At 69.8% G+C, this 13,865-nt stretch carries 11 protein-coding genes; 1 reads left to right on the forward strand and 10 read right to left on the reverse strand.

All coding sequences use genetic code 11. The annotated features are described in order from the left end of the window. Positions 1 to 144 precede the first annotated feature (144 nt). The 10 genes from OOK07_RS10995 to rsmH all read right to left on the reverse strand — a co-directional run bounded on the left by OOK07_RS10995 (position 145) and on the right by rsmH (position 12,688). Entirely contained in the window at positions 145 to 939 is a 795-nt protein-coding gene (locus tag OOK07_RS10995) for a cell division protein FtsQ/DivIB (protein WP_266796155.1), read from the reverse strand. A gap of 34 nt (positions 940 to 973) precedes the next feature. Beyond that, complete coding sequence (gene murG, locus OOK07_RS11000) at positions 974 to 2,071, reverse strand: undecaprenyldiphospho-muramoylpentapeptide beta-N-acetylglucosaminyltransferase (protein ID WP_266679222.1); 1,098 nt, start codon at positions 2,069 to 2,071, stop codon at positions 974 to 976. A 6-nt stretch (positions 2,072 to 2,077) separates the two neighbouring features. After that, positions 2,078 to 3,436, reverse strand: a complete 1,359-nt coding sequence (gene ftsW / locus OOK07_RS11005; RefSeq protein ID WP_266796156.1) for a putative lipid II flippase FtsW — start codon at positions 3,434 to 3,436, stop codon at positions 2,078 to 2,080. Between the two features lie 97 nt (positions 3,437 to 3,533). Next, complete coding sequence (gene murD, locus OOK07_RS11010) at positions 3,534 to 4,967, reverse strand: UDP-N-acetylmuramoyl-L-alanine--D-glutamate ligase (protein WP_266796157.1); 1,434 nt, start codon at positions 4,965 to 4,967, stop codon at positions 3,534 to 3,536. Then, the gene (gene mraY / locus OOK07_RS11015; RefSeq protein WP_266679228.1) at positions 4,949 to 6,022 is read right to left on the reverse strand and encodes a phospho-N-acetylmuramoyl-pentapeptide-transferase; all 1,074 of its coding nucleotides are present in this window, start codon (positions 6,020 to 6,022) and stop codon (positions 4,949 to 4,951) included. The genes murD and mraY overlap by 19 nt, the downstream gene beginning before the upstream one ends. Continuing rightward, positions 6,019 to 7,425, reverse strand: coding sequence for a UDP-N-acetylmuramoyl-tripeptide--D-alanyl-D-alanine ligase (locus tag OOK07_RS11020; protein ID WP_266679230.1), 1,407 nt, complete (start codon positions 7,423 to 7,425; stop codon positions 6,019 to 6,021). Before OOK07_RS11020 ends, mraY begins: the two co-directional genes overlap by 4 nt. 4 nt (positions 7,426 to 7,429) lie before the next feature. Continuing rightward, positions 7,430 to 9,007, reverse strand: coding sequence for a UDP-N-acetylmuramoyl-L-alanyl-D-glutamate--2,6-diaminopimelate ligase (locus tag OOK07_RS11025; protein WP_266801925.1), 1,578 nt, complete (start codon positions 9,005 to 9,007; stop codon positions 7,430 to 7,432). Positions 9,008 to 9,168: 161 nt separating this feature from the next. Beyond that, positions 9,169 to 11,130: a peptidoglycan D,D-transpeptidase FtsI family protein gene (locus OOK07_RS11030; protein ID WP_323178078.1), complete on the reverse strand. Its 1,962-nt coding sequence runs from the start codon at positions 11,128 to 11,130 to the stop codon at positions 9,169 to 9,171. Between the two features lie 5 nt (positions 11,131 to 11,135). Next, the gene (gene ftsL / locus OOK07_RS11035) at positions 11,136 to 11,669 is read right to left on the reverse strand and encodes a cell division protein FtsL (protein WP_266679234.1); all 534 of its coding nucleotides are present in this window, start codon (positions 11,667 to 11,669) and stop codon (positions 11,136 to 11,138) included. Between the two features lie 62 nt (positions 11,670 to 11,731). Next, positions 11,732 to 12,688, reverse strand: coding sequence for a 16S rRNA (cytosine(1402)-N(4))-methyltransferase RsmH (gene rsmH, locus OOK07_RS11040; RefSeq protein WP_266796159.1), 957 nt, complete (start codon positions 12,686 to 12,688; stop codon positions 11,732 to 11,734). 358 nt (positions 12,689 to 13,046) lie between these two features. On the opposite strand from rsmH, the gene OOK07_RS11045 reads away from it, so the two are divergent. Beyond that, the gene (locus OOK07_RS11045) at positions 13,047 to 13,655 is read left to right on the forward strand and encodes a beta-class carbonic anhydrase (protein ID WP_405672386.1); all 609 of its coding nucleotides are present in this window, start codon (positions 13,047 to 13,049) and stop codon (positions 13,653 to 13,655) included. The last annotated feature ends 210 nt before the right edge of the window (positions 13,656 to 13,865 follow it).

Below are 13,865 nucleotides of genomic sequence, written 5' to 3' on the forward strand. Positions count from 1 at the left end.
GTTCCCTGGAGTCTTCTGAACAGGACACTAAGTCGACAAGTGGCGCACGTTCAACGAACACGCCGAACCTCCCGTTTTTCTTTTCACCCTATGTGATCAGCCGTAGCAGTGACCAACCAGGGTGCTGGCCTGCGCGGATGTGCGTCAACTCCCTGATGACGCAGGCGCGGTGGGAACCGAAACGTCGAAGTGCCGCGCGTCGGGAGCTGCTTTCATGAGAGCGGTGAGCGCACGGGCCTTGGCGGCACCCTTCTCACCACTCCCCCAGGCGACGCTCCGGCCGTCGCCCAACTCCAGTGAGATGTCGTCGTATGAACGCACCTTGACGGCCTTGGTGACGTGTGCGACGGAGCCCGGGATGGCACCGGCGACGCGCACCGCCTCCCGCACCAGCCCGTCCTCGCCGAAGCGCCGCAGGCTCGCGGCGGACGAACCCGGGGAGGAGACTGTCAATTCCAGTGGCGGAACGCCTTTCGGGGCCTGGGAAACCGTGGCGAAACGGACACCTTCATCGTCCACTTCGACGAACTTTCCGCCCTTTTGGACAATCAGAACCGGAGTGCGCTCAACCACTTTCAGGCCGATTCCGTGGGGCCAGGAACGGACCACGTCAACCGTGTCAATTCGGAGCAGCTTTCGGCTGAGGCGCGTCTCGATCGCGTCGGTGTCGACGGAAATCAACGGCGCTCCGACCGGGACTTCGGCCGCCTCGCGCACCTCGGCGGGTGTCAGAACGCTGGTGCCGGAGACCGACACGCGCTCCACGCGCGTCCAGTGCGAGCCGTACAACAGCCAGACGGCGCCCGCCCCGAGAAGGATCAGCGCGACGACCATGATGATGATCGTACGAGGGCGGGGCGGCCACAACCGCCGTGCCGGAGGCGGGCCGGACGACTCCTGCTGGCGTTCACCGCGTTCGGCGGTGGTCGGTCCGGCCACGCTTCCTGCCCTTCACCTACATTGAAATACAGTCCTATTGACGTGCACGGCGGTCGGCGATCGCCTCGTACACCATGCCGACGAGCAGGTCGTCGGCGTCCCGACGGCCGAACTCGGCGGCGGCACGGGACATCTCGTACAGCCGGTGCGGGTCGGCGAGCACGGGCAGGACGTTGCCCCGTACCCAGTCGGGCGTCAGTTCCGCGTCGTCGACCAGCAGTCCGCCGCCGGCCTTCACCACCGGCTGGGCGTTCAGCCGCTGTTCGCCGTTGCCGATGGGCAGCGGGACGTAGGCGGCCGGGAGTCCGACGGCGGAGAGTTCGGCGACGGTCATCGCGCCCGCACGGCAGAGCATCATGTCGGCCGCCGCGTACGCGAGGTCCATCCGGTCCAGATAACTTACCGGGATGTACGGGGGCATACCCGGCATCTGCTGTACATGCGGCAGTTCGTTCTTCGGACCGACCGCGTGCAGGATCTGAATGCCCGCCTGCTGGAGCCAGGGCGCGACCTGCTGGACGACCTCGTTGAGGCGGCGGGCGCCCTGCGAGCCGCCGGAGACCAGCAGCGTGGGCAGGTTGGGGTCGAGGCCGAACATCGCGCGCGCCTCGGGGCGGACGGCGGCCCGGTCCAGCATGGCGATGGCCCGGCGCAGCGGGATGCCGATGTAGCGGGCGTCACGCAGCTTGCTGTCGGGAGTGGAGACGGCGACCCTGGCGGCGTAGCGCGAGCCGATCTTGTTGGCGAGGCCGGGGCGGGCGTTGGCCTCGTGGATCACGATCGGCACACCGAGCCGCTTGGCGGCGAGGTAGCCGGGCAGGGCGACGTAACCGCCGAAGCCGACGACGGCGTCCGCCTTCGTGCGCTCCAGGATCTGCTCGGTCGCCTTGATCGTGCCGCGCAGCCGGCCCGGGACGGTGATGAGTTCGGGCGTGGGCTTGCGCGGCAGCGGCACGGCAGGGATCAGCGCGAGTTCATAGCCCCGCTGCGGAACGAGCGTGGTCTCCAGGCCCCGCTCCGTGCCCAGGGCCGTGATCCCCACGGTCGGGTCCTGCCTGCGCAGGGCGTCCGCGAGGGCGAGCGCGGGCTCGATGTGGCCGGCGGTCCCCCCGCCGGCGAGTACGACATGCACCGAAATTCACCGCTCTCCGGACGAGCGCGCCGCCGAGGCACGCCGTCGCATTGTGTTCCATCTCCGAGGCCCCCGGTCCCGCACGCCTCTCGCCCGCTTTCTACCAAAGCGGGGTTGCCGCATGGCAAGCGCCGCCCGCGCAGCGGGCTCGTCACGCGCGAACGCGATCAGCAGCCCGATGGCGAACATGGTCGGCAGCAGGGCGGATCCTCCGTAGGAGAACAGCGGGAGGGGGACACCTGCGATCGGCAGCAGGCCGAGCACCGCACCGATGTTGATCACCGCCTGCGCGGTGATCCAGGTGGTCACGCCTCCCGCGGCATACCTGACGAAGGGGTCCTCCGTGCGTCCGGCCACGCGGATACCCGCATAGCCTAGAGCCGCGAAGAGGGCGAGTACCGACAGCGTCCCCGCCAGGCCCAGTTCCTCACCGGTGACGGCGAAGATGAAGTCTGTGTGCGCTTCCGGGAGTTGGCCCCATTTTTCCACACTCGCGCCGAGCCCGGATCCGAAGATTCCGCCTGATGCGAGCGCGTAGATGCCGTGCACGGCCTGCCAGCAGTCCGCGACCCCGGACTTGGGTTCGGTGGCGCCGATGCAGGCGAGCCGGGCCATGCGGTTCGGGCTGGTCTTGATGAGGATCACACCGAGGACGGCGGCGATCGACAGCACGCCCGCGAACAGCCGGGTCGGCGCGCCGGCCAGCCACAGCAGGCCGAACAGGATCGCCGTGAGAATGATCGCCGTACCCATGTCGCCGCCGAGCATGATCAGGCCGAGCAGCATGAAGGCGGCCGGGACGAGCGGCACCAGCATGTGCTTCCACTGGTTCAGCAGCTTCTTGTCCTGTTTGCGGGCCATCAGGTCCGCGCCCCACAGCACCAGCGCCAGCTTGCCGAACTCGCTGGGCTGGATCTGGAAGGAGCCGCCGAGCGAGATCCAGTTCTGGTTGCCGTTGACCGACATCCCTATCCCCGGTACCTGCACCAGCGCCATCAGGAACACGGCGCCCGCGAGGATCGGGTAGGCGAGCGCCCGGTGCAGCTTCACCGGCATCAGGGAGGCGATCAGCAGCAGGACGCCGCCGATCACGGCCGCCAGCAGCTGCTTGCGGAAGAAGTACGAGCCCGGCAGGGACATCTGCAGCGCCGTGATCTGGGAGGCCGAATAGACCATCACCAGGCCGAGCACGGTGATCAGCAGGCTGCCGCCGAAGATCAGGTAGTACGCGGTCAGCGGCCGGTCCCAGGCACGCTTGGCGTTGAGGTACAGCCGGCGTACGGGGTTGTCGCGGGGCGGACGGGGCGCTGCGGGCCGTCTGGCCGGCCGCTGCACCGGGGGACGGCCGGTACGGCTACTGGACATTACCGGCTCCTCGCGCCAACCCACCGAACCCGCGCCACATCCGAGTCATTCGTCCCTCCAAGGGTCCCGAAGCACCCTATGTGGCCGAGACCCGCCGTCAGGCGCCCGCGCCGAGTTCGCCGACCGCCTGGGCGAACGCGTCACCGCGCTTGTTGTAGTTGGCGAACATGTCCATGGAGGCGCAGGCCGGGGCCAGCAGCACCGTGTCGCCGGCGACCGCGAGCCGCTGGGCCTCCTGGACAGCCGCGAGCATCGCCCCAGTGTCGGTCCGGTCGAGGTCGACGACGGGTACTTGCGGCGCGTGTCGCGCCAGGGCTTCACGGATCAGGGCCCGGTCCCGGCCGATGAGCACGACACCGCGGAGTCGCTTGGCCGACTTGGCGACCAGTTCGTCGAAGGTCGCGCCCTTGGCGAGGCCGCCGGCGATCCACACGATGGACTCGTACGCCGCCAACGAGGCTTGGGCCGCATGGGTGTTGGTCGCCTTGGAGTCGTCGACGTACGCGACCGAGTCCACATCGGCCACGTGCGCGATGCGGTGCGCGTCCGGCTTGAAGTTCCGAAGGCCCTCGCGTACGGCCGCGGCGGGCACCCCGAAGGCGCGCGCGAGGGCCGCTGCCGCAAGAGCGTTGGCGATGTTGTGCGGGGCCGGCGGGTTGACGTCGGAGACCTCGGCGAGCTCCTGGGCGTTCTGCTGCCGGTTCTCGATGAAAGCGCGGTCGACCAGGATGCCGTCCACCACGCCGAGTTGGGAGGGGCCCGGAGTGCCCAGGGTGAAGCCGACGGCCCGGCAGCCCTCCTCGACGTCGGCCTCGCGCACCAGGTCCTCGGTGGCCTTGTCCGCGACGTTGTAGACGCAGGCGACGCGATTGCCCTCGTAGATACGGCCCTTGTCGGCGGCGTAGGCCTCCATGGAGCCGTGCCAGTCGAGGTGGTCCGGGGCGAGGTTCAGGACGGCGGCGGAGTGCACGCGCAGGGAGGGGGCCCAGTGGAGCTGGTAGCTGGACAACTCCACGGCCAGTACATCGAGATCGCCGTACTGCTCCTCGCCGAGGACCACGTCGAGGAGCGAGACACCGATGTTGCCGACGGCGGCGGTGCGCAGACCGGCTGCCGCCAGGATCGACGCGAGCATCTGCACCGTCGTCGTCTTGCCGTTGGTGCCGGTGACGGCGAGCCAGGGTGGCGCGTCCGGGCCGCGCAGGCGCCAGGCGAGTTCGACGTCGCCCCAGATGTCGACACCGGCCGCACGCGCGGCCTCGAACAGCGGCTTGTCCGGCTTCCAGCCGGGTGTGGTGACGACGAGTTCGGTGCCCTTGGGCAGGGTCGCTCCGTCACCGAGGCGCACCGTGATGCCCAGCGCCTCCAGTTCGGCGGCCTGCTCACGCGCGCGTGCGTCGTCGCCGTCGTTGACGACCGTGACGACGGCCCCGCGCGCGTGCAGCACCTTGGCCGCCGGGATTCCGGAGACGCCGAGCCCGGCGACCGTGACGTGCCTGCCCTGCCAGTCGGTCACTTGTCCGCTGCCCATCCCGCGTAGAAGAGGCCCAGTCCGACGATCACGCAGATGCCCTGGATGATCCAGAAGCGGACCACCACAAGGACTTCGGACCAGCCCTTGAGTTCGAAGTGGTGCTGCAGTGGCGCCATCCGGAAGACCCGCTTGCCGGTGAGCTTGAAGGAGCCGACCTGGATGACGACCGACATGGTGATGAGGACGAAGAGGCCACCCATGATGGCGACCAGCAGTTCCGTGCGGGAGAGGATGGCCAGGCCCGTGAGGACACCGCCGAGGGCGAGCGAACCGGTGTCACCCATGAAGATCTTGGCCGGCGAGGTGTTCCACCACAGGAAGCCGAGGCAGGCCCCCATGAGTGCCGAGGCGATGACCGCCAGGTCGAGGGGGTCGCGCACCTCGTAGCAGGCGTGCGGGTTGGTGAGGGTCTGCGCGTTGGCGCAGGACTCCTGGAACTGCCAGACACCGATGAAGGTGTAGGCGCCGAAGACGAGCACGGATGCGCCGGTGGCCAGGCCGTCCAGACCGTCCGTCAGGTTCACGCCGTTCGACATCGCGAGGATCATGAACAGCGCCCAGACCACGAACAGGATCGGGCCGATCTTCCAGCCGAAGTCGGTGATGAAGGACAGCTTCGTCGAGGCCGGGGTGTTGCCGCGAGCGTCCTGGAACTGCAGGGCGAGCACCGCGAAGCTGATGCCGACGATCAGCTGGCCGGCCATCTTCGCCTTGGCCCGCAGGCCCAGCGAACGCCGCTTGACGATCTTGATGTAGTCGTCGAGGAAGCCGACCAGGCCCATGCCGACCATCAGACCGAGCACCAGCAGACCGGAATAGGTCGGCGTGTAACCGGTGATGACCTTGGACAGGAAGTACGCGGCTACCGTCGCGAAGATGAAGGCGATACCGCCCATCGTCGGCGTACCGCGCTTGCTGGCGTGCTCGCGCGGGCCGTCGTCGCGGATGTACTGGCCGTAGCCCTTGCGGGCCAGCAGCTTGATCAGCAGCGGGGTGCCCACCAGGGTCAGGAACAGGCCGATGACTCCTGAGAACAGGATCTGCTTCATCATCGGGCGGCAACCTCACCCTCGGCACCGGTCGCGAGCAGCGCCTGGGCGACACTCTCGAGGCCGACCGAACGGGACGCCTTCACGAGGACGACGTCCCCCGGGCGCAACTCTCTGCGCAACAGGTCGACCGCCGCCTGTGCGTCGGACACGTGCACCGACTCCTCACCCCACGAACCCTCGTTATATGCGCCCAGTTGCAGCCAGGACGCTTCCCTGCCCCCGACCGCGACGAGCTTGCCGACATTGAGCCGGACGGCGAGCCGTCCGACCGCGTCGTGCTCGGCGAGCGCCTCGTCCCCGAGCTCGGCCATCTTGCCGAGCACCGCCCAGGTCCGCCGCCCCCGGCCCATGGCCGCGAGCGCGCGCAGGGCGGCTCGCATGGACTCGGGGTTGGCGTTGTAGGCGTCGTTGACGATGGTCACGCCGTCCGGTCGCTCGGTGACCTCCATCCGCCAGCGGGAGAGGGAGCCCGCCTCGGAGAGCGCGGTGGCGATCTCTTCCGCGGACATGCCCAGTTCATGGGCGACGGCGGCCGCGGCGAGCGCGTTCGACACGTGGTGCTCACCGTACAGGCGCATGGTCACGTCGCTTGCACCGGAGGGTGTGCGAAGCCTGAAGGCGGGCTGTCCGCTGTCCGTGAGTCGCACGTTCTCGGCGCGTACGTCCGCTTCGTCGGCCTCGCCGAAAAAGAGCACCTTCGCCTTCGTACGAGCCGCCATGGCCCGTACGAGGGGGTCGTCCGCGTTGAGGATCGCGGCGCCGTCCTCGGGGAGGGCCTCCACAAGCTCGCCCTTGGCCTGCGCGATCTGCTCGCGGCCGCCGAACTCGCCGATGTGGGCGGTCCCGACGTTGAGGACGAGGCCGATCTTCGGGGGCGTCAGATCCGCGAGGTAGCGGATGTGGCCGATGCCGCGGGCGCCCATCTCCAGGACGAGGAACCTGGTCTCCTCGGTGGCGGTGAGGGCGGTGAGCGGCAGCCCGATCTCGTTGTTGAGCGAGCCGGGCGTGAACACCGTCGGCGCCTTGCGCTGGAGGACCTGGGCGATCAGGTCCTTGGTGCTGGTCTTGCCCGCGGAGCCGGTGAGGGCCACGAGGGTCGCACCGAGGCGTCGTACGACATGACGTGCGAGGGCGCCGAGTGCCGTCTGGACGTCCTCGACGACGATCGCGGGCACGCCCACGGGACGCGAGGCGAGGACGGCGACCGCGCCCGCCTCGACGACCTGACGGGCGAAGTCGTGGCCGTCCGCGCGTTCGCCGACGAAGGCGACGAAGAGGCTGCCGGGCTCCACCTCGCGGGAGTCACGGACCACCGGAGCGGTGACCTGGACGGACGGGTCCGGTATGTCGTGCGTCTGCCCGCCGACGACTTCTGCGATCTCGGCGAGAGAGAGGGCGATCACAAGTTCATCCCTGGGTCTTCTGGATAGCTTCGCGAAGCACCTGGCGGTCGTCGAAGGGACGAACCACCCCGGCGATGTCCTGGCCCTGCTCGTGGCCCTTCCCGGCGACCAGCACGGTGTCGCCGGGCCGCGCGCGGGCGACGGCTGCGGCGATCGCGGCGGCCCGGTCCTCGAAGACCTGGACCTCGCCGCGCTCGTGTGCCGGTACGGACGCGGCGCCCTCGAGCATGGTTGCAAGGATGGCGAGGGGGTCTTCGGAGCGGGGGTTGTCGGAGGTCAGTACGGCGGTGTCGGCGAGCCGGGCCACGGCTGCGCCCATCGGCACGCGCTTGGTCCTGTCCCGGTCGCCGCCGCAGCCGAGCACGACGTGCAGGTTCCCCTCGGTGACCTTGCGCAGGGCGCGCAGGACCGATTCGACGGCGTCGGTCTTGTGGGCGTAGTCCACGACCGCGAGATACGGCTGACCGGCGTCCACCCGCTCCAGACGCCCCGGCACCCCCGGGACGGCGGCGATGCCGTCGGCGGCGGTCTGCGGGTCCAGGCCCGCTGCGGCCAGGGCGACGATCGCGGCGAGGGTGTTGGCCACGTTGAAGGGGCCGGCGAGCGGCGACTTGGCGTGGATGCGCTCGCCCTGGGGGCCGATCACCGTGAACGTCGAGTCCAGTCGGCCGATCTCGACGTCCTCGGCGCGCCAGTCGGCGTCCGGGTGGCCCTCGGCGGAGAAGGTGACGACCGGGACCGCGGCCTCCTTGGCGAGGCGTCTGCCGTACTCGTCGTCGGCGTTGACCACGCCGAGCCTGCTGCGCTCGGGCGTGAACAGCTGTGCCTTGGCCCGGAAGTAGTCCTCCATGTCGGAGTGGAACTCCATGTGTTCCGGGCTGAGGTTGGTGAAGACGCCGATGTCGAAGACGCAGCCGTCGACCCGGCCGAGGACCAGCGCATGGCTGGAGACCTCCATGGCGACCGCCTCGACGCCGCGCTCGCGCATGACTGCGAACAGGGCCTGCAGGTCGGTGGCTTCGGGCGTGGTGCGCTCGGACTTGATGCGCTCGTCGCCGATGCGCATCTCGACCGTGCCGATGAGGCCCACCCGTCGCCCACCACCGCCCTCGACCGACGACGCTTCGCGTCGGCCCCTCTCGCCGGCGTCGCTCCTGGTCCGCAGACCGCCCTCGACGAGGTAGGCGGTGGTGGTCTTGCCGGAGGTGCCGGTGATGCCGATCTGGAGGAGGTCGCGGCCCGGGTGGCCGTAGATCGTGGCCGCCAGCTCGCCCATCTGCGCGCGCGGATTGTCGACCACCAGGACCGGCAGGCCGGTCGCGGATGCGCGCTCGGCCCCCGTCGGGTCGGTCAGCACGGCGACCGCGCCGAGGCCGGCGGCCTGGACGACGAAGTCGGCGCCGTGCAGCCGGGCGCCCGGCAGGGCGGCGTACAGGTCGCCGGGTCGGACGGCGCGCGAGTCATGGGTGATGCCCGTGACCTCGGCGGCGCCCTCCGGCGCTGTGGCACCCAGCTGATCGGCGAGTTCCGCGAGGGGTGTGACGGAGAGCTGCACCGGCCTGGGCGGCCCCGGATAGGTCACGGATGCGCCCTTCTGGGTGGTTTGGGACTGATCAGCGTGTGGCACGGCGGTGAGCGTACCGGGCGCACCCGCCTGCGGGCGAAGTGAGGGGCGGGGGGTGCCCGGGTTGCCCGGGCCGGGGGTGATCATGGTCACGGAGCGTTCCTGGCTGGTTGCGCTGATCAGGGCGTGAAGGTGACGGGCAGGTTCGCGGCCCTGGCCCCCGTGGGCGGGACCTGAAGGGTCTTCAGTGCGAACTCCATCACCTTCTTGTAGATGGGTCCGCAGATCTGGCCGCCGAAGTAACTGCCGCTCGTGGCGTTCTGGATGGCGCAGTAGACGGTGATGCGGGGGTTGTCCGCAGGTGCGAATCCGGCGAACGACGAGGTGTAGCCGCGGTACTTGCCGGTGGCCGGATCCACGCGGTTGGCCGTACCCGTCTTGCCCGCGACCCGGTAGCCGGGGATGCGCGCCTTGGTGCCCGTGCCCTGCTCGTCGTCCACCACCGACTCCAGCATCTGGGCGAGCGTCTTCGCCGTCCTGGCGCTGACGACCCGCGTCTTCTTGGGCTGCGCGGCAGGCGTGAAGCGTCCGTCGGCACCCTTTGTGCCGCGCACGAGCGTGGGTTCGACGCGGACGCCGCCGTTGGCGATGGTCGAGTAGACGGAGGCCGCCTGCATCGCGTTGAGGGACACACCCTGGCCGAAAGGAATCGTGTACTGCTGCGATGTCGACCACTTGTCGGGCGGCGCGAGGATGCCCTTGGTCTCCCCCGGGATGCCGAGTCCGCTGTAGCTGCCGATGCCGAACTTGCGCAGATACGAGTAGAGGACCCTGTTGGCCTGCGCCTGTGTCTTGCCCAGCTGGCCGGTGGCCAGGATGGTGCCGATGTTGCTGGACTTGGCGAGCACGCCGTTGAGCGTCAGGTTCCAGGTGGCGTGGTCGATGTCGTCCTTGAAGAGCCGGTCGCCGCGGTGCAGCCGGTTCGGCACGACGACATGCGTGAGCGGGGTGGCGACGTTCTGCTGCAGTACGGCCGCCATCGACATGATCTTCGCGGTGGAGCCGGGCTCGAAGGCGTCCTCGACCGCCCAGTTGTGCAGGGCGTTCGGATCCGCCTTGGACAGGTCGTTGGGGTCGAAGCCGGGTGAGTTGGCCATGGCGAGGATCTCGCCGGTCCGGGTGTCCTGCACTATCACGTAGCCGCGGTCCGCCCTGGACTCCTTGACCTGCTCGGTGATCGCGTTCTGCGCCGCCCACTGGATGTCGCGGTCGATGGTGAGCTCGACGTCGCTGCCGGGCACGGCGGGCGTCTCGGCGGAGCCCGCGGTGGGCACCAGGCGGCCGCCGGACTGCGCGTAGCGGATCTTGCCGTCCTTGCCGGCCAGGTCCTGGTTGAACTCCTGCTCGACGCCTCCGCCGCCCTTGCCGTCGTCGTTGACCCAGCCCAGTATCCCGGCGGCGAGGTCCTGGTTGGGGTAGATGCGTTTGCTGCTCGGGTCGGCGAAGACGCCGGCGAGGACGTTGACCGTGGACTTGTCCTTCTCGCCCTTGGCGGTGAGCGCGGCCTTCAGGTCCTTGATCTGCTTCCAGACCTGCGGGGTCTGCCTGCGAGCGAGCAGGACGTAGCGCAGTTCCCTGTTCCGGGGGCGCAGCTTCCTGAGGAGCGCGTCCTGGTCCATGCCGAGGATCGGCGCGAGGAGCGCGGCCGCCTGCTCGGGTCCGTCGTCGATCTTCAGCTGCTTGCGGTTGAACATCGTGGGGTCGGCCGTGAGGTCGTACGCGTCCACACTGGCCGCGAGAGCCACGCCGTTGCGGTCGGTGATGCCGCCGCGTTCGGCGGCCAGGACGTGGCCGACGTAGCGGTTCTGCTCGGCCTTGGCCGCGTACGCGCTCGCGTCGACGGCCTGCACCTGCAGCAGCCGTACGACGAAGGCGATCAGCACCAGGGTGAGCGCCAGGCTGACCATGCGCAGCCGGGGGCGGGGGCTGCCGAGCCTCAGTGCGTTCGGGGCCGCGGGGCGGGCCGACGCCGGGCGGCGGGCCGGGCGGGCACCGGGGCTCGGGCGGCGCTGACCGGCGACGGGACGGGCGGGACGTGCGGGGCCGGGCACGCGACGGCGCGGCGGTTCCCTGTCGGACACTTCCGTCACCTGCCGGGGGTCGTGGTCGTCTGGGCGGGGGCGGCCGCCTGGGCGGGGGCGGCTGCCGGAGTGGGAGTGGCCTCCGGAGTGGGGGGCGTGCCGGGGTCCGGTGCGGACGCGAGGGCCTCCGGCGGGAGCAGGACGAGCGGCATCTGCGCCGCGGACTGCTCGGCGGCGGCCGAGGGGACGCCCTTCACGGTGCCGTCCGGGTTCAGGAAGGCGGGGTCCGAACCGGGGACCATGCCGAGCTCGCGGGCGCGGCGCTGGAGGGCCTCCGGGGCGGAGTAGGAGTCGATGTCGCGCTGGAGCGCCTGTTCCTCGTCGGTGAGGCTCTTGGTGTCCTTCTGGAGGTCGTCGAGCCGGAACGAGCCCTCGCTGACCGCGGAGTTCAGCACCAGCAGCCCGATCAGTCCGCCGCCGAGGAGGAGCACGACGAGGAGGACGAAGGGCGTACGGGCCGCCTGTCCGCGGTTTCCCGGTCCCGGGAAGAGCCGGGCGAGCCGGGCGGCCCGCCCTCTCAGTTCGGGTTTCCTACTCACAAGACCTCCAGTGAGTCCGGTTTCCCAACTCGCTCACTCCCCGGCTCGTTCGAAAATCCGGCTCACTCGGTGTCCTCCCTGATGCGCTCGGCGCCGCGCAGCCGCGCCGGTGCCGCCCGCCGGTTCTCGGCGACCTCTTCCTCGGTGGGAAGTTCGGCACCGCGCGTGAGCAGCTTGAGCCGGGGCTGGTAGCGCTCGGGGACCACCGGCAGGCCGGGCGGGGCGGTGTTCGCGGCGCCGGCTGCGAACACCTGCTTGACCAGGCGGTCCTCAAGCGAGTGGTACGACAGGACGGCGATCCGTCCGCCCACGCCCAGCGACTTCACCGCGGCCGGGATCGCCTGCTCCAGGACGGAGAGTTCGCCGTTGACCTCGATGCGCAGGGCCTGGAAGGTGCGCTTGGCGGGATTGCCGCCGGTGCGCTTGGCGGCCTGCGGCAGCGCGTCCCTGATGAGCTCGACGAGCCGCGCGCTGTTGCTGAACGGCTCCTTCCCGCGCTCACGCACGATCGCGGACACGATCCGCTTGGCCTGCTTCTCCTCGCCGTACGCGCGCAGGATCCGGACGAGTTCACCGGGGGGGTAGGTGTTGAGGACCTCGGCGGCGCTCATGCCGGTCGTCTGGTCCATGCGCATGTCGAGCGGGGCGTCCCGGGCGTAGGCGAAGCCGCGGTCCGCCTCGTCGAGCTGCATGGAGGAGACGCCGAGGTCGAACAGGACGCCCTGCACGCGCGCGAGGCCGAGCCGTTGCAGTACGTCCGGGAGTTCGTCGTAGACCGCGTGCACCAGGGTGGCCCGCTCACCGAAGGACGCGAGCCGATCACCCGACAGGCGCAGCGCTTCCTTGTCGCGGTCGAGAGCGACCAGCCGGGCCTCGGGAAACTGGGTGAGGAGTGCCTCGCTGTGGCCGCCCAGGCCGAGCGTGCAGTCGACGACCACCGCTCCCGGCCGCCGCAGGGCGGGGGCCAACAGGTCCAGGCACCGCTGGAGCATCACCGGGACGTGTCGACTCTGGCTCAAGGGGCCCTCTCAGATCCGGCACGGTGTACGCACCGCCGGGTCCCCGCCCGCTCGTGAAGGGGAGGCCTGCCGGCGCCGAGAGCGTCAGCCGACCGGGAGCGGGAGGAGGCCGAGCCGTACGTACGCGCCGCGCACGTGGGGAGACCGTCCGTGCGCGAGCCGGGGCCTCCGGGGTGTTCAGTCCAGCAGGGAGAGCCTCGCCTCCCGCTTCGCGTCACTTTAGTCCACGGTGTCTCGCGGTCAATCAACCGGCCTGCGCGTCGCGGTCCGGCATGAATGCGATGCGGTGAATCCGGGAAAATCACCCGCACGGCTCCCTGCCGGCCACCCCTGTGGGGTACCTCACAAGAGGACTGTGATGACTCCCTTTTCCCGCTCTCACACCGCGACTGGATCGCTTGTGACCAGTAACGTTATAGATATGACGACTTCTGCATCCGTTCCCACCGAGTCCGAAGGCGCCATACGGGGCGGCACCGTCACCGACCGCCTCGTGGACGCCAACGAACGTTACGCCGCCGCATTCACCGACCCCGGAATGGACGCCCGCCCCGTCCTGCACGTCGCGGTCGTGGCCTGCATGGACGCCCGCATCGACCTGCACAAGGCGCTCGGCCTGCAGCTCGGCGACTGCCACACCATCCGCAACGCCGGCGGCGTGGTCACCGACGACGTGATCCGCTCGCTCACCATCAGCCAGCGCAAGCTCGGCACCCGCAGCATCGTCCTCATCCACCACACCGGCTGCGGCATGGAGTCGATCACCGAGGACTTCCGCACCGAACTGGAGCGGGAGGTCGGGCAGCGCCCCGCCTGGGCTGCCGAGGCCTTTGCGGACGTCGACCAGGACGTGCGGCAGTCCATGCAGCGCGTGCGCACCTCGCCGTTCCTGCTGCACACCGAAGACGTACGCGGCTTCGTCTTCGACGTGAGGACGGGCCTGCTGCGCGAGATCGACCCCGTGTGACCGTCCCCGGCCCTTCTCGTTTTTCGCAAAACCGCCACACGCTGAAGACCAAGCGCTACAAAACCCGACATATCGCAGCCAGTTGTCCACAGTCGAGTGACACGAATCGGTAACGGCAGCAAGAATGCGGTGTGTGACGTCGCGCGGAACTATTCACGCGTGGTGTCCGTGTTTCGGGGTGGGCCGGTCCGCATCGCAGAGCGACGGCCC

Source organism: Streptomyces sp. NBC_00078 (assembly GCF_026343335.1).
In the GTDB taxonomy this organism is placed as follows: Bacteria; Actinomycetota; Actinomycetes; order Streptomycetales; family Streptomycetaceae; genus Streptomyces.